The following is a 13,797-nucleotide window of genomic DNA, read 5'->3' on the forward strand; positions in this document are numbered from 1 at the left end:
CCACGGTCATGAGCGACGTCAATCCTGAGCAGTACGCCGAGTACACCACGCAGGACGGGCCCGGGTCGGCCGACACCGACCCGATGTCAGCGATCCCGGAGCCCGCGGAGACGGCCTCCGCCGAGACCGACCCGCACACGGGTGACCGGCGTAAGCCCGAGCCGGACCGCGCCCAGGGAGCCCACTGAGACTCTGAGACAGTTGACTCATAGATTGGGTCATGGCACGATTCCCCACTGTGAGACGGGCGTCTCACAGTGGGGAGAGCTGTGCGAATCGTTGTTCTGGGTGCCACCGGCGCCACCGGCCGTCACGTCCTGACCACCGCGCTCGACCGAGGCCATGACGTCATCGCGCTGGCCCGGCGTCCGGAGGCGCTGTCCGGACTGGCGCACCCCCGGCTGGAGGTGCGTGCGGCCGACGTGCAGGCGCCCGTCACCGTCGTCGACGCGGCCTCGGATGCGGACGCGCTGATCAGTGTGCTCGGGTTCAGCCGCGGCGGCCCGAAGACTACGCTCTCCGACGGCGCCCGCGCGGCTCTCGATGCCAAGCGGCCGCGGGTGGCGTGGCTGGGCTCGTTCGGCGTCGGCGCGTCCCGGGCCCACTCGAGCGGCCTGCACGAGTGGATCCAGCGGCGTGTCCTCGGGCCGGCCGGCTACGACGACAAGATCCGTGCGGACGAGCTGATCGCCGGCCCGGACACCACGATCTTTCACCCGGTGTCGCTCACCAACGGCGCCGCGACCGGTGCCACCCAGGTGGTGCCGCTCGACGTGCTCGACCGCAGCTGGCGGGTCCTGCCGCCGACGATCTCCCGCGCTGACGTCGCCGCCGCAATGGTCACCGAGGTGGAAACGCCCGCGTACGCGGGCCGTACCGTCGTGCTCTTCTAGCGCGTCAGCGGCCGGGTCGTACCGCGCGGTCATCATGTGGACCGGCCGTCGGTGATCGCGCTCCCTTACCAGCTCAGGGTGCCGTGCTCGTCTGTGAAGGTGCCGGTCGGCCCGTCCGCGGCCAGCGTGGCCAGGCGTACGACAGTCTTCGCGCTCTCCTCCACCGGGCGCCCGATGCCGAACGCGGCGGTCATGTCGGTGGCGGTGGTGCCGGGCTCGAGCGCGTTGAACCTGATGCCCGGCTCGGACTTGGCGTACTGCACGGTCAGCATGGTCGCGGCCGCCTTGGACGCGGAGTAGAGCGCCAACGGCAGGCCGAACTCCGGCCGTTCCGGGTTGGTCACCGCCCAGAACGAGCCGAGGCTGCTGGACAGCGTGACGACAGTGGGGTTCGACGACTTCCGCAGCAGTGGGAGCGCCGCCTCGGTGACCCGGATCAGGCCGACCGCGTTCACATCGAACACGTGGAGCGCGTAGGGCCCGTCGACGGCCTTCTCGCCGAGCACGCCGGCGTTGTTGACAAGCACGTCCAGCCGTCCTTCGGCCGCGTCGACGACGGCCAGCGCGCCGCTCACCGAGGCGTCATCGGTCACGTCGAGCTGCACGAACCGGGCACCCAGCTCGGCCGCGGCCTTCTCGCCCCGCTCGGCGTCGCGTGCGCCGAGATAGACGGTGTGGCCGAGCGCGATCAGCTGCCGGGCGGTCTCGAAGCCGATGCCCTTGTTGGCGCCGGTGATCAGCGTGATGGTCATGGATCCTCCGCGGGTCGAACTTTTTGTACTGATCGGTTGTGGCTCCACCGTAACAGCTTTTGTACTGATCGGTTGGTGGCCCGGCTCACAATGTGTACCGAGCGGTAGAGTGGGTTCATGAGCACTGAGACGCCCACCCTCGGACGGCCGCGCGCCTTCGACGAGGAGACGGTCCTGGACCGCGCCGCCGAGGTCTTCTGGCGGCACGGCTACGACGGGGCCTCGCTGAGTGCGCTCACCGGCGCGATGGGCATCAACCGGCCGAGCCTGTACTCCACGTTCGGAAGCAAGGAACAGCTGTTCCGGCGCGCGTTCGCCCGCTACCACGGGATGAAGCTGGCAGCCGCCCGCGCCGCGCTCGACCAGCCCACCGCGCTCGCCTCGATCGAGGTCTTCCTGCGCTCCAGCGCGGACGGGCTCACCGCCGGCGACCACCCGCCGGGCTGCCTCTCCATCCAGGGCGGCCTGGCCTGCTCGCCGGAGAACGCCCCGATCTCCGAAGCGCTGGCCGCCGGCCGGGCCGACACCGAGGCGGCGCTGCGGGAACGGCTGTCCCGCGCGGCGGCGGAGGGCGACCTGCCGGCCGGCCTGGACCCGCCCGCGCTGGCCCGGTTCGTGATGACGCTCAGCGAGGGGCACGCGGTCCACGCCGCCGCCGGCGCGAGCCGCGAGGAGCTGCAGGCCTCGGTGGACGTCGCGATGCTAGCGCTCGGCGCGCTCCGCTCCTGACGGCCGCCAGGTCCCGACCGCGTCAAGCAGCCGGTCGATGAACGCGTCCGGGACCTCGGCGCGCAGCACGACCGTGCGGAAGTGAAGCGGCCCGACAAGCAACGAGGTCAGGTCGATAGGCGTCGCGTCGGTCCGGAGCTCGCCGGTGGCCGCCGCCACCTCGACCGCCGCGGCGATCCGCTCGGTGACGGCCCGGTTCGATTCCGCGTGCCGGGCCGCCACCACCGGGTCGGTCAGCGAGGACTGCGCCAGCATGAGCGCCACACCTGCGACGGCCGGCACGGACAGCTCGTCGGCCAGCTGCCGGAGCTGGCGGTGCAACCACGGCCGTACCGGCGACTCCGGCTCCTTGAAGAGCGGCAGGTCGGTGCCGCCCATCGCGTCGAGCAGCAGCTGCTCGGCCCGCGCCCAGTGCCGGTAGACGGTGGCCCGCCCGACCCCGGCCAGCTCGGCCACGCGCTGATGGGTGATCGCGCCCGGGCCCTCGTCGACAAGCAGCCGGCGCGCCGCAGCGATCATCGCCTCCCGGCTGCGTGCCGCCCGCGGGTCGTTCGAGTAACTCACCGTGACATCCTACTTATCTGATCATGATGCCGCCGGTCCAGACGTGCGTGATCCGGGCCGTGGCTGCGATGTCCACTGTGGGGTCGCCGTCGACGAGCAGCAGGTCGGCACGCAGACCGGGCGTCACGGCACCACGATCGTCAAGCCCGAAGACCCGCGCGGGTACGGACGTGGCCGCGCCCAACGCCTCCACGGCGGACAGGCCGGCCTCGGTCAGCAGGCGCAGCTCCTCGTGCATCGACGCGCCGAACGCGGGCGAGAACGGCGCGGTCGCGTCACCGTTGGCATCCGTGCCGGCCAGCACCACTGCGCCCTCCGCGTGCAGCAGGCGGGCCGAGCCGAGCGCGTGCACGAAGTCCATCCGGGGCGCGATCCGGAGCGCGCCCAGCACGCGCAGCGGGAGCGTGCGGCCGACAGTGCCGCAGATGCCGCGCATCATGACGAGCGTGGGGGAGACGATCCGGGCGCCGCCCGCGACCGCCTGGATCGGCACGTGCGTGACCACGTCCGCGACCGACGCGGTCCGGTACGTCGCCGCGGTCACCGCGTGCGCGACGGTGAGCAGCCCGCGTGCGTGGGCCGCCTCGACAAGCGCGGTCACGGTCTCGGCGGGCAGCCCTGTGGTACCCGGCTGCCTCGGGTCCTCGACCACGATCTTGATGTAGTCCGCACCCTCCGCGACGCGCGCGTCCACCCAGGACCGCGCCGCAGTCGGCCCCGGCACCGCCGCGTGCGCCGGATAGCCCATCCGCCGGATCGCGGCCGAGCCGGGCGCGACCGCCGGGTAGACCGCGCTGAACAGGTCGGCGACGCCGTCCAGGTGTCGCAGCGGCAGCGTCGAGTCCGGCCGTGGCGAGCCCATGTCGAGCGCTGTGGTCACGCCCCAGCGGGCCAGCTCCGCGAGCTGGTCGCGCCGCTCGACGTGCACGTGAGTGTCGATGAGGCCGGGCAGCAGCGTACGGCCGCGCCCGTCCACCACCCGTGCGTCCGGCGGCGGTGCGGGCACGATCCGGCCGTCGCTGAGGTGCACGTCGCGCGGGGCGGTCAGCGCGGTCCCGTCGAAAACCCGGACGTTCTGGATGGTGGTGCGCATGGAAGCCCCTCAGATAGACAAGCTGCTGGTCTATCTTGAGGTATGGAAGCAAATTAGACAAGCCGCTGGTCTATCCTGACGACATGTCCATTCCGCTACCGCTGCTGCTCTCGATGGCGTTCCGGCTGTTCACCGACCGCCTGCACGCCCGTCTCGCGGACGAGGGGCACGCGGAGATCCGGCCGGCGCACGGCTACGCGATCAGCCGCCTGGTGACCACCGGCGGCGAGACCGCCGTGGAGCTGGCCGGCTACCTGGGCGTGACCAAGCAGGGCGCGGCGCACATCATCCGCGAGCTGGAGACCTGGGGGTACGCCGAACGCGCCCGCCACCCCACTGACGGCCGCGCCCAGCTGATCGTGGCCACCGCGCGCGGCCGGGCGCTTGTCGCACGCGTCGCGGAGATCTGGGCCGAGGAGGAGTCCCACATGCCGGAGCTGGACACGGTTCGCACCGCGCTCCGCTCCTATGTCGACGAGAACGGCGACGGCCGTACCCCGATGCGTCCGGTCTGGTAGTCGTCGCCGGAATCGCAGGTGATCAGGGCGCGGTGCGGCCGGCGCCGGCCACACCGCGCACCCGCTGTCAGAAACCGCCCGTGTACAGCAGCCGGTTCGGTGAACCGGTTCCCGGGCTCGTCACCACGCCGGTCGTCGCCGCCCCGACCACCGCCGCGCTCACCTGAGCCGGCGTCGCGGCCGGGTTCGACGCCAGATACAGCGCGGCCGCGCCCGCCACGTGGGGGGCCGCCATCGACGTACCGCTGATCGTGTTCGTCGCGGTGTCGTTCGTGTTCCAGGCCGACGTGATGTCGATGCCGGGGGCGAACAGGTCCACGCACGTGCCCCGGTTCGGCCAGGAGGGCTTGCGGTCGGCCGTGTCGGTCGCGGAGACGGTGAGCGCCTCGGTCACCCGGGCCGGCGACTGCGTGCAGGCGTCCAGCGCGAAGATCCCGAACAGGCCGTTGCCGGCCGCGATCGCATACGTCACACCGTCCGCGATCGAACGCCGGACCGCGTCGTCGAGCGCGGTGTCAGCGCCGCCACCCAGGCTCATGTTCGCCACCGAGGTGTCCGCGTGGTTCGCCGTGACCCAGTCGATGCCGGCCACGACCTGCGCGGTCGTACCGCTGCCCGCGCAGTCGAGCACGCGCACGGCCACCAGCTGCACGCCCTTCGCCACGCCGTAGGAGCTGCCGCCGACCGTACCCGCGACGTGGGTGCCGTGGCCGTTGCAGTCGTCCGCGGCGCCGCCGTCCACCGCGTCGAACCCGCTCACCGCGCGCCCGCCGAAGTCGCCGTGCGTGGTGCGGATCCCGGTGTCGATGATGTAAGCAGTGACGTTCGACGCGGTGGTGCTGTAGGTGTAGGACGCGTCGACCGGCCGGTTGCGCTGGTCGATGCGGTCCAGGCCCCACGACGGCGGGTTGAGCTGCGTGGCCTGCGTCGTGTGCACCACGTTCGGCTGCACGTAGGCCACGCCCGGCGCCGCGGCCAGCCGTTTGGCCTGCGCCTCCGGCATGCGGGCCGCGAAGCCGCGCAACGCATGCTCGTAGGTGGCGTCCACAGTGGCACCGTGTGCGCGGGCCAGGCTGCGCGCCTTGTCGCGGACCCCTGTCGTGCCGTCGTCAAGCACCACGATGTAGCTGCCCGGGACGACCTCCGCCCCCGGCGCCGCGAGGATCGTGCCCTCGGCCGGCGCGCCCGCGGACGCTCCCGGCAGGCCGAACGAGCCGGCCAGCGCCGCCAACCCGGCCACCAGGCCGAGACGAACACGTTTCGCCATTCGTACCTCCCATGCCGCCGGCCGACCCGGTCCGGCCCGGCCGTCCTTACCGGACCGTAACAGCGACATAGACAGAAAGCTTTTTAAGAACGAAGATTTTCCCGCTTCCGCGGTGCTCACGCCCGCATGCTCCCGCGGGCCGCGGGCCCGTCGTTGGTCACGACAACCTGTGCGGGGGGTGGAACGCCGACTGGACGCCGTCCCGAGGGCGGCGTCCAGTCATCGGCGAAACTGATGGGTCAGAAGACCCGGTAGGTCAGAAGACCTGGGTCAGAAAGGCACTACCTCGGCCAGCAGCGTCGACGTGGACGGGCAGACGAGACCCGGAATCAGTCCGGTCAGCCCGCCGAGCCCACCCAGGCCACCCAGGCCGCCGGTGCCGCCGCTCAGATTGGTGAGCAGGGCCAGCTGCTGGTTGATCTGCGCGAACGTGGTGTCGCAGAGGCTCAGTCCAGACTGGAAGAACGTGATGCTGCTCGGGTCGAGGTGGTAGTTGAAGTCCGGGTTGTACGAGGCCGTCGTCGGCTTCACCCGGCCGAGAATGTGGGTCAGGCCTGCGGGCCCCTCCCCGTCGAGGATGGCGCGCGCCTGGTCGATCTTCAGCTGGTCCACCAGCTTGATGACGAACAGGGCCCCGGAGATGTCACTGACGGTGAAGAACGCGGGCGTGACCGCGGCCTGTGCCGGTGTGGGTGCGACGGCGACGCCTGTGACGGCGATCGTGGCGGCCGCGATCAGGCCGCCGATCCGGGTACGCAGGTTGTGCATGGACTTCCCCTGTCTGAGATTCGGAACCCGTCAGGACTGCGGCGGGCCAAACAGAACGTAGTTGATCGAGAGCAGCGCGTGAGTAGTTTCCGTGTAATCCGGTGCCACACAAGGGTTTCGCGTGGTCGGCGCGACGGATGTGGGGGTTTTGCCCGTGTCCGCGCGGGTCCGGCTCCGGCCGGAACCCGAAGCGGAGCGCCAGCGGAGTCTTCGGGGACCGGAGGTTTGCCCGCGGGAGCATGCGGCCCGTAACCACCGCGGAAGCGGGAATATCTGGCTCTGCGCCTTTGGTCTGGTTTGTTTGTTTCGCGGGAAGGCAACCCGCCTGCAACCCGGATGCACCCGGCCCGCGACCCGGCGCGCGCTTCATCTTCTCTGGGCGGAAAACCCTGGCCGACACATCCCCCGGCCGATTAGGAGGTCACCGATGCGCCAGACGACCATGCCGTATCTGACCAGCGCGTTCATTGTCCCGACGAGCCTCGAGGGCGCGCAGGCGCTCGCCTCGGAGGCGGAGCCGACAGTGCTCGTCGCGGAGGACGACGAGGACGTGCGCGCGCTCATCGAGTTCTCCCTCGAGGCGGCCGGCTACCACGTGATCACGACCGGGGACGGCGTCTCCGCGCTAAGCCTCGCGATGCAGCACCGCCCCCAGCTGATCCTGCTCGACGTGGTGATGCCCGGCCTGAGCGGCCTGGACATCTGCTACGAGTTGCGGGCTAAGCCCCGCACCACGGACATCCCGGTCCTGATGCTCAGCGGCCGGGACGCCGCAGGCGACATCGACCTCGGCATGACACTCGGCGCGAACTACTACATGACAAAGCCGTTCCGCCCCCAGGAACTCGTCAACCGCGTCCAGCGCATGCTCGCCGACCGCACGTGGTGACGGCCGGATCCGAGGCCCACACAGCACCTACCTGAGGCGGTACCGGATCGGCAGCGTCCGGAAGCCGCCGATGAACGTGGTGTCGGTCAGCAGCGCGTCGCCGTCGTACGTGACCGATTCCAGGCGGGGGAGGATCCGGCGGAACAGCGTGCGCATCTCCATCCGGGCCAGTGCCGCGCCGAGGCAGTGGTGCGGGCCGAAACCGAACGCCAGATGCCCGGACGCGTTCGGGCGCGCCACGTCGAACGCGTCCGGCTCCGGGAACTTCTTCGGGTCGTGGTTCGCGGCCGGGTAGGACAGCAGCAGCCAGTCGCCGGCCGCGATGTCGGCGCCCGCGATCCGGGTGTCCGCGGACGCGGTGCGCATCATGTGCCGTACCGGCGAGGAGTAGCGGATCATCTCGTCCACCGCGGAGTCGATCAGCTCCGGGTTCCGCCGCAGTCGCCGCAACTGTTCCGGGTTGGCGATCAGCGCGTGCATCCCGCCGGTGAGCGCCTTCGCGGTCGACTCGTAGCCCGCGGTCGCGACCATCATGTGGTAGCTGGTCGCCTCCACCTCCGGGATCAGCTCACCGCCGATCCGCCCGTTCGACACCGCGCTGGCCAGGTCGCCGGTCGGCTCCGCGCGGCGCGCCCCGGTCAGCGCGCACATGTACCCGAACAGGTTCTGGATCACCCGAGGGTCGCCGTCGCGCGCGAAGAAGTCCTGCGTCAGCGCGATGACCTGCGGATACTCCGCCTCCGGCAGGCCCATCAATTCCAGGATCACCTTCAGCGGGTACGGCATGGCGACGTCCGCGGCGAAGTCGCAGCTGCCGCCCCGCGCCTCGAGTGTGGCAAGCGCGTCGTCCGCGAGCTGATCGAGCCGCTCCTGCAGCGCGGCCAGGCTGGCCGGCCGGAACCAGTCGTTGCCGAACCGCCGGTACGCCGCGTGGTCCTCACCGTCCATGTGGATCAGCGTCCGCGGCGCCGGCCCGGCCTCCCGCGCCGCCGCGATGTCCGACCGGCTGACCACCCACGGCAGCGGCGCGTTCCGGAACAGGTCCGGCCGGCGCTCCACCTCCATCACCACGTCGTGCGCGATGACGGCCCAGAACGGGTCGAAGCCGTCCGCCACCACCCGGTGGATCGGCGCCCGCGCGCGCAGTTCGGCCACCTCGCGGTGCCAGCCGGCCATGTCCGTGTACCGGTCCGGATCGGTGAAGACCGTCGTCATCGTCGCCCCCAGGTCGTCGCGATGTCCGCAGCGATCCTGCCGCCGCCAGTTGCCGAGATCAATGCTTGAATGTCCACCCTGGACTGACGTAGCATCCGCCCGATCCTGAGTGACCACTCAGCGTCGGGGGAGGGCTTCGAGGGGGATGCATGCAACAGTTCCGGGAGGCCAGGATCTTCTGCTGATCGGCCTGCCGGGGTGACGCCGGTCGGCTTCGCCGGGGTGACGCCGGTCGGCTCCGCCGGGGTACTGCCGGTCGGCTCCGCGATGTGACATCGGGAGTTCGACCGGATTTGTTACCGTGCGGCTGCGAAGATCAATCGCCGGGAGGGCCGGTCATGGGGCTGTGGGACAAGATGCGCGGCGAGCTCGTCGACATCATCGAGTGGCTCGACGACAGCCGGGACACGATCGTGTGGCGGTTCCCGCGCTACCAGAACGAGATCAAGATGGGCGCTAAGCTCATCGTGCGCGAGTCGCAGGTCGCGATCTTCGTTACCGAGGGCCGGGTCGCGGACGTGTTCACGCCTGGGACGTACACGCTTGAGACCCGCAACCTGCCGATCCTCTCCACGCTCCAGGGCTGGAAGCACGGCTTCGAGTCGCCGTGGAAGTCCGAGGTCTACTTCGTCGCCATGCGGCAGTTCACCGACCTCAAATGGGGTACGCAGAACCCGGTGATCGTCCGTGACGCGGAGTTCGGCGTGGTCCGGCTGCGCGCGTTCGGCGGCTTCGCGGTCCGGGTCGCCAATGCGGAGCTGCTGCTCAAGGAGCTGGTCGGGACGGATCCCCAGTTCCGTACCGAGGAGGTCCTGGCGTTTCTCCGGCAGTTGGTCGCCACCCACCTGGGCAGCGCGCTCGCCACGGCCGGGGTGCCGCTGCTCGACCTGGCCGCACAGCAGCTCAGCATCGGTACGAAGCTGGCCGGCGTGCTCTCCGCGGAGCTGTCCGGTTACGGCATCGAGGTCCCGGCGTTCCTCATCGAGAACATCTCGGTCCCGCCGGAGGTGGAGGCCGCGCTCGACCGCCGCACCTCGATGGGCGTGGCGGGTGATCTCGGCCGGTACACGACGTTCCAGGCCGCCGAGTCGATGCGGGACGCGGCCAACAACCCCGGCGGCTCCAGTGAGGGCTTCGGGCTGGGGCTCGGCATGGCCGCCGCACAGCAGGCCGGCGCCGCGATGAACAGACCCACCCCACCACCGCTCCCCGGTACAGCCGCCGACTGGTTCGTCGGCGTGGACGGCCAGCAGCAGGGCCCGTTCGACGTGGCCGGGCTGACCGGCAAGGTCACCCGCGAGACGCTTGTCTGGAGGGCCGGCCTGGCCGCGTGGGTGCCCGCCGGCCAGGTGCCGGAGCTGGCCTCCCTCTTCGCCGCCACGCCGCCGCCGTTGCCGCCGCAGGCATGACCCAGACGCAGTATCCGTGCGCCGGCTGTGGCGCCGGCGTCGAGTTCGCGCCCGGGACCACTGTGCTGCGCTGCCCGTACTGCGGCCACGAGACGCCGCTTGCCGGAGACGGCCGGGTCGTCCGCGAGCACGACTTCCGGGCGTTCGCCGCGCTGCCCCGCAAGCCGGTGGGCACGCTCGCCCCGCACGTCTTCACCTGCCGGAACTGCGGCGCCCAGACCACGAGCGACCGGATCTCCGACCGCTGCCAGTTCTGCGGCGCCGCGCTGGTCGCCACGGCCGACGACGGTGAGCAGGTGGTGCCCGAGGCCGTGCTGCCGTTCGCCGTCGAGAAGGCCGCGGTCCGGGACCATCTGCGCGGCTGGGTGAAGAGCCGCTGGTTCGCGCCGTCGAACCTGAAGAAGGTCACCGAGGCCGAGTCCGCGCACAGCACGTACCTGCCGCACTGGACGTTCGACAGCGACACCAGGTCCCACTACTCCGGCCAGCGCGGCGACCACTACTACGTGACCGAGACGTACACCGAGACCGTCAACGGCCAGTCGCAGACCCGGCAGCGGCAGGTACGGCGGACGCGCTGGACGTCCGTTTCCGGCCAGGTCAGCCGCGTCTTCGACGATATTCTGGTGGCCGGCACCACGCATGTGACGCCCGCGCACCTGGACGCGCTGGAGCCGTGGCCGCTCACCTCGGCCGAGCCGTACCGCCCCGGGTTCCTGGCCGGCCACGAGACGCTGCGCTACGACATCGAGCCCGAGGCCGGCTTCACCACCGCCCGCACCCGGATGGACGACCAGATCCGCGACGACGCCCGGCACGACATCGGCGGCGACGAACAGCGCGTCCACGACGTGAACACCGACTACCGCGACCTGCGCTTCAAGCTCATGCTGCTGCCGGTCTGGATCGCCTGCTACCTCCACGCCGGCCACACCTACACCGTGCTTGTCAACGGCCGCACCGGCGAGGTCGCCGGCGAACGCCCCTACAGCAAGCCCAAGATCGCCGCTGCCGTCCTCGCCGCCCTGACCCTGCTCACCGCGATCATCCTGTTCCTCGTGCTGAGAGCCCGATGAGCGACAGCACGGTCCGGCCCGCGACGGACCTGTCATTTCTCGCGTTGCTACCGGCGTCTTCGGATAGATGTCGGCAAGGCTCGGCGCTCCCCGGCCGTACCCTCGGGGCTTGAAAAAGATTTTGATCTATGTCGTGACATGGTTCGGCATTTTCCGCCTCCTGCCCGCCGCGATCGACTCCGGTGGGCAGGAGCCCTGTCGTGCGAGGCTGGACCCATGACCAAGGACGAGATCATCGGGTACGTCTCCGGCCTCTCCGGCGTGCTCGCCCTGCAACCGCAGCCCGGCGACGGCACGCCGGAGATCGCGTGGGGCGACGCGTTCTTCTACTACTCGCCGGACGGGACCGTGCCGGGCAACGTCCAGCCGTTCGCCACGATCGTGACGAAGGACTATCCGGATGACACGCTGTCCAGGCTGGACCGGCCCGGCGTCTTTCGGCTCAACATCGATGTGAGCAGGGATGACTTCGCGCGGCTGACGTCCGCGGAGACCGATCCGAGCGCGGCGGATGTGATCTTCGCGCACCCCGTCTACGGCCGGCTGGGCTGGATCTCCGTGATCAACCCGGGGGAGCGGACGACAGATGCGGCGCGGGAGTTGCTTGATGCGGCGTACCGGACCGCACGGTCACGCTACGAGCGCCGCGCGAGCCGCTGAGCCAGCACCGGGACGCCGCCAGCTGCGCCGGGGTAAGCGAGTCGACGAGCGTGGCGAACCGCCGGCGCTCGTCGGCGATCATGCCGCGGATGTCCACGGCGCGACGCTACCGGACCGGCGGCCAGGTGACCGGCCACCGGTCCGTAGCGTCGTCAGGCCGCCGCGGTCGCGGCCATCGCGGCGCCGGTCAGCTCGACCGACTTCACCCGGGCCGCCGCGCTCTCCGCGTGGTGGGCGGTGATCAGCTCGTCCGCCTGTACGGACGCGGCGAACTCCTCCAGGAAGTCACGCACCTCGTCCGGCGTGCCGACCGCGGTGTACTTCGTCATCTGGGCCAGTTGGCGGCCGTTCGGCGAGGCCAGGAACGCGTCGATCTCGGCGTCGGTGAAGTTCTGGCCGACCGCGCCGCGCGAGATGAACGCCCGGGTACGGTTCCGGTAGGCGCGCGTCTTCTGGTCCTCGGCCTCCTCGTGCGTGTCCGCCGCGATCACGTTCACGCCCGCGATCACGTACGGCTCCGCGAGCTGCGCGGACGGCGTGAACGTCTGCCGGTACACCTGCACTGCCGAGTGCAGCGCGTCCGGCGCGAAGTGCGACGCGAACGCGTACGGCAGGCCGAGCTGCGCCGCGAGCTGCGCGCCGAACAGCGACGAGCCGAGGATGAACAGCGGCACCTCGCCCTCCGGCTTCGGGTAGGACTGCACGCCCGGGATGCGCGACCTGCCGGTCAGGTAGCCCTGCAGCTCAAGCACGTCCTGCGGGAACGACTCGGCGGACTGGTTGTCGCGGCGCAGCGCGCGCATGGTCACCTGGTCGCTGCCGGGCGCGCGGCCGAGGCCGAGGTCGATCCGGTCCGGGAACAGCGTGCCGAGCGTGCCGAACTGCTCCGCGATGACAAGCGGCGAGTGGTTCGGCAGCATGATCCCGCCGGAGCCCAGCTTGATCGTCTCGGTGCGCGCGGCGACGTACCCGATCAGGACGCTCGTCGCGGAGGACGCGATCGTCGCCATGTTGTGGTGCTCCGCGTACCAGACACGCCGGTAGCCGCTGCGCTCCGCGGCGCGGGCCAGGTCCACGCTGGCCTCGAAGCTGTCGCGCGCGGTCTGCCCGCTCGCGATCGGGGCCAGATCGAGCAGGGAGAGTGCGGTGGGCATGGTGTCGCCTTCCGGGTCATAAGTCACTGTGCACGCGTGCGGCGAACGCGCGGATGCGGGCCTCGTCGCGGCGGTAGTAGGTCCACTGACCGCGGCGGGTGGCCTGCACGAAACCGGCGCGCAGCAGGACGGCGAGGTGCGCGGAGACGGTCGAGGCGGAACATCCGGCGCGCTGCTGGATCAGGCCCACGCAGACACCGAGCGGCTCGCCGCCGACCCGGTCGTCGAAGTGTTCAGCCGGGTCCTTCAGCCACTCCAGGATGCTCAGCCGCGTCTCGTTCGCCAGCGCCTTGCACTCGTCAAGCACACGTACCGTCCTTCGGCATTTCGCTAATCTCCGAAATTACGTCACGGAACGTGTGGCTGCCACCATGACGCTGCTCACGGTGTCAGCTTCCGCAGGATCTCCGGGATCCGCTCGGCGATCGCCCGCTCCTCCGGCGTGAGTCCGCGCAGCGCCGTCGCGACCGCGGCCGCCCGGGTGTGCCGCGCCTCCGCCAGCCGCGTCGCCCCCGCCTCGGTGATCACGACGACGACCTGGCGACGGTCGAGCCCGTCCGGGCTGAGCGTGACCAGGCCCTGCTCCGCGAGCAGCCCGATGGTGCGGGTCATCGACTGGTGGCGCACGCTCTCCCGCCGGGCCAGATCCGCGATCGACAGCGCGCCCTCGCGCCCCAGGTAGCCGAGCGCCGCGAGCTGGCCGGCCGGCATCGCCTCCAGCGGCTTGATCCGCCGCACCAGGTCCCCGACGGCCGCCCGCAACGCCTCGGCGAGCTCCAGATCATCTGTAGGTGAGCTGCTCATTGACAA

At 70.8% G+C, this 13,797-nt stretch carries 17 protein-coding genes; 8 read left to right on the plus strand and 9 right to left on the minus strand.

Annotation, left to right across the window (positions count from 1 at the left end):
• Nucleotides 1–8 precede the first annotated feature (8 nt).
• Complete coding sequence (locus ACIA8K_RS26290; RefSeq protein ID WP_396063712.1) at nucleotides 9–188, plus strand: hypothetical protein; 180 nt, start codon at nucleotides 9–11, stop codon at nucleotides 186–188.
• 81 nt (nucleotides 189–269) lie between these two features.
• Nucleotides 270–893, plus strand: coding sequence for an NAD(P)-dependent oxidoreductase (locus tag ACIA8K_RS26295; RefSeq protein ID WP_396063714.1), 624 nt, complete (start codon nucleotides 270–272; stop codon nucleotides 891–893).
• A 65-nt stretch (nucleotides 894–958) separates the two neighbouring features.
• On the opposite strand, the gene ACIA8K_RS26300 is transcribed toward ACIA8K_RS26295, so the two are convergent.
• Nucleotides 959–1,645 carry an SDR family NAD(P)-dependent oxidoreductase gene (locus ACIA8K_RS26300; RefSeq protein ID WP_396063716.1) on the minus strand — a complete coding sequence of 229 codons (687 nt, stop codon included), beginning with the start codon at nucleotides 1,643–1,645 and terminating at the stop codon, nucleotides 959–961.
• A 117-nt stretch (nucleotides 1,646–1,762) separates the two neighbouring features.
• On the opposite strand from ACIA8K_RS26300, the gene ACIA8K_RS26305 reads away from it, so the two are divergent.
• Nucleotides 1,763–2,374, plus strand: coding sequence for a TetR/AcrR family transcriptional regulator (locus ACIA8K_RS26305; protein ID WP_396063718.1), 612 nt, complete (start codon nucleotides 1,763–1,765; stop codon nucleotides 2,372–2,374).
• On the opposite strand, the gene ACIA8K_RS26310 is transcribed toward ACIA8K_RS26305, so the two are convergent.
• Both ACIA8K_RS26310 and ACIA8K_RS26315 read right to left on the minus strand, forming a co-directional pair.
• Nucleotides 2,348–2,938 (minus strand): TetR/AcrR family transcriptional regulator, encoded by a 591-nt coding sequence (locus ACIA8K_RS26310; RefSeq protein ID WP_396063720.1) that lies wholly within the window; start codon nucleotides 2,936–2,938, stop codon nucleotides 2,348–2,350. The two genes, ACIA8K_RS26305 and ACIA8K_RS26310, sit on opposite strands and share 27 nt — an antisense overlap.
• 13 nt (nucleotides 2,939–2,951) lie before the next feature.
• Complete coding sequence (locus ACIA8K_RS26315; RefSeq protein ID WP_396063722.1) at nucleotides 2,952–4,031, minus strand: amidohydrolase family protein; 1,080 nt, start codon at nucleotides 4,029–4,031, stop codon at nucleotides 2,952–2,954.
• Between the two features lie 83 nt (nucleotides 4,032–4,114).
• Here ACIA8K_RS26315 and ACIA8K_RS26320 point away from each other — a divergent pair, with 83 nt between their 5' ends.
• Entirely contained in the window at nucleotides 4,115–4,549 is a 435-nt protein-coding gene (locus ACIA8K_RS26320) for a MarR family winged helix-turn-helix transcriptional regulator (RefSeq protein WP_396063724.1), read from the plus strand.
• Nucleotides 4,550–4,616: 67 nt separating this feature from the next.
• On the opposite strand, the gene ACIA8K_RS26325 is transcribed toward ACIA8K_RS26320, so the two are convergent.
• Together ACIA8K_RS26325 and ACIA8K_RS26330 are read right to left on the minus strand one after the other, a co-directional pair.
• Nucleotides 4,617–5,816 carry a S8 family peptidase gene (locus tag ACIA8K_RS26325; protein WP_396063726.1) on the minus strand — a complete coding sequence of 400 codons (1,200 nt, stop codon included), beginning with the start codon at nucleotides 5,814–5,816 and terminating at the stop codon, nucleotides 4,617–4,619.
• Nucleotides 5,817–6,086: 270 nt separating this feature from the next.
• Nucleotides 6,087–6,584, minus strand: a complete 498-nt coding sequence (locus ACIA8K_RS26330) for a hypothetical protein (RefSeq protein ID WP_396063728.1) — start codon at nucleotides 6,582–6,584, stop codon at nucleotides 6,087–6,089.
• A gap of 427 nt (nucleotides 6,585–7,011) precedes the next feature.
• Here ACIA8K_RS26330 and ACIA8K_RS26335 point away from each other — a divergent pair, with 427 nt between their 5' ends.
• Complete coding sequence (locus tag ACIA8K_RS26335) at nucleotides 7,012–7,473, plus strand: response regulator transcription factor (protein WP_396063730.1); 462 nt, start codon at nucleotides 7,012–7,014, stop codon at nucleotides 7,471–7,473.
• 27 nt (nucleotides 7,474–7,500) lie between these two features.
• Here the strand turns inward: ACIA8K_RS26335 and ACIA8K_RS26340 are convergent, their stop codons facing one another.
• Complete coding sequence (locus tag ACIA8K_RS26340; RefSeq protein WP_396063732.1) at nucleotides 7,501–8,688, minus strand: cytochrome P450; 1,188 nt, start codon at nucleotides 8,686–8,688, stop codon at nucleotides 7,501–7,503.
• 338 nt (nucleotides 8,689–9,026) lie between these two features.
• On the opposite strand from ACIA8K_RS26340, the gene ACIA8K_RS26345 reads away from it, so the two are divergent.
• The 3 genes from ACIA8K_RS26345 (at nucleotide 9,027) to ACIA8K_RS26355 (ending at nucleotide 11,833) form a co-directional block, all read left to right on the plus strand.
• The gene (locus ACIA8K_RS26345; protein ID WP_396063734.1) at nucleotides 9,027–10,097 is read left to right on the plus strand and encodes an SPFH domain-containing protein; all 1,071 of its coding nucleotides are present in this window, start codon (nucleotides 9,027–9,029) and stop codon (nucleotides 10,095–10,097) included.
• Nucleotides 10,094–11,173 (plus strand): hypothetical protein, encoded by a 1,080-nt coding sequence (locus ACIA8K_RS26350; protein ID WP_396063736.1) that lies wholly within the window; start codon nucleotides 10,094–10,096, stop codon nucleotides 11,171–11,173. Before ACIA8K_RS26345 ends, ACIA8K_RS26350 begins: the two co-directional genes overlap by 4 nt.
• A gap of 216 nt (nucleotides 11,174–11,389) precedes the next feature.
• The gene (locus tag ACIA8K_RS26355; protein WP_396063738.1) at nucleotides 11,390–11,833 is read left to right on the plus strand and encodes a DUF6194 family protein; all 444 of its coding nucleotides are present in this window, start codon (nucleotides 11,390–11,392) and stop codon (nucleotides 11,831–11,833) included.
• A gap of 152 nt (nucleotides 11,834–11,985) precedes the next feature.
• Here ACIA8K_RS26355 and ACIA8K_RS26360 read toward each other — a convergent pair whose 3' ends face one another.
• The 3 genes from ACIA8K_RS26360 to ACIA8K_RS26370 all read right to left on the minus strand — a co-directional run bounded on the left by ACIA8K_RS26360 (nucleotide 11,986) and on the right by ACIA8K_RS26370 (nucleotide 13,791).
• A complete protein-coding gene (locus ACIA8K_RS26360; RefSeq protein WP_396063740.1) occupies nucleotides 11,986–12,987 on the minus strand; it encodes an LLM class flavin-dependent oxidoreductase in 1,002 nt (333 codons plus the stop codon).
• A gap of 16 nt (nucleotides 12,988–13,003) precedes the next feature.
• On the minus strand, nucleotides 13,004–13,294 hold the full coding sequence (locus ACIA8K_RS26365) for an ArsR/SmtB family transcription factor (protein ID WP_396063742.1): 291 nt from the start codon (nucleotides 13,292–13,294) through the stop codon (nucleotides 13,004–13,006).
• Nucleotides 13,295–13,368: 74 nt separating this feature from the next.
• Nucleotides 13,369–13,791, minus strand: a complete 423-nt coding sequence (locus tag ACIA8K_RS26370) for a MarR family winged helix-turn-helix transcriptional regulator (RefSeq protein ID WP_396063744.1) — start codon at nucleotides 13,789–13,791, stop codon at nucleotides 13,369–13,371.
• Nucleotides 13,792–13,797: the final 6 nt, after the last annotated feature.

The organism is Catenuloplanes sp. NPDC051500 (genome assembly GCF_044454585.1).
Lineage (GTDB): Bacteria > Actinomycetota > Actinomycetes > Mycobacteriales > Micromonosporaceae > Catenuloplanes.

Excerpts from the sequence above, each read along its gene's own strand:
- ACIA8K_RS26300 (WP_396063716.1), bottom strand. The coding sequence starts at position 1,645 with ATGACCATCACGCTGATCACCGGCGCCAACAAGGGCATCGGCTTCGAG.
- ACIA8K_RS26305 (WP_396063718.1), top strand. The coding sequence starts at position 1,763 with ATGAGCACTGAGACGCCCACCCTCGGACGGCCGCGCGCCTTCGACGAG.
- ACIA8K_RS26350 (WP_396063736.1), top strand. The coding sequence starts at position 10,094 with ATGACCCAGACGCAGTATCCGTGCGCCGGCTGTGGCGCCGGCGTCGAG.
- ACIA8K_RS26315 (WP_396063722.1), bottom strand. The coding sequence starts at position 4,031 with ATGCGCACCACCATCCAGAACGTCCGGGTTTTCGACGGGACCGCGCTG.
- ACIA8K_RS26360 (WP_396063740.1), bottom strand. The coding sequence starts at position 12,987 with ATGCCCACCGCACTCTCCCTGCTCGATCTGGCCCCGATCGCGAGCGGG.
- ACIA8K_RS26370 (WP_396063744.1), bottom strand. The coding sequence starts at position 13,791 with ATGAGCAGCTCACCTACAGATGATCTGGAGCTCGCCGAGGCGTTGCGG.
- ACIA8K_RS26340 (WP_396063732.1), bottom strand. The coding sequence starts at position 8,688 with ATGACGACGGTCTTCACCGATCCGGACCGGTACACGGACATGGCCGGC.
- ACIA8K_RS26335 (WP_396063730.1), top strand. The coding sequence starts at position 7,012 with ATGCGCCAGACGACCATGCCGTATCTGACCAGCGCGTTCATTGTCCCG.
- ACIA8K_RS26290 (WP_396063712.1), top strand. The coding sequence starts at position 9 with ATGAGCGACGTCAATCCTGAGCAGTACGCCGAGTACACCACGCAGGAC.
- ACIA8K_RS26355 (WP_396063738.1), top strand. The coding sequence starts at position 11,390 with ATGACCAAGGACGAGATCATCGGGTACGTCTCCGGCCTCTCCGGCGTG.
- ACIA8K_RS26325 (WP_396063726.1), bottom strand. The coding sequence starts at position 5,816 with ATGGCGAAACGTGTTCGTCTCGGCCTGGTGGCCGGGTTGGCGGCGCTG.
- ACIA8K_RS26345 (WP_396063734.1), top strand. The coding sequence starts at position 9,027 with ATGGGGCTGTGGGACAAGATGCGCGGCGAGCTCGTCGACATCATCGAG.
- ACIA8K_RS26320 (WP_396063724.1), top strand. The coding sequence starts at position 4,115 with ATGTCCATTCCGCTACCGCTGCTGCTCTCGATGGCGTTCCGGCTGTTC.
- ACIA8K_RS26330 (WP_396063728.1), bottom strand. The coding sequence starts at position 6,584 with ATGCACAACCTGCGTACCCGGATCGGCGGCCTGATCGCGGCCGCCACG.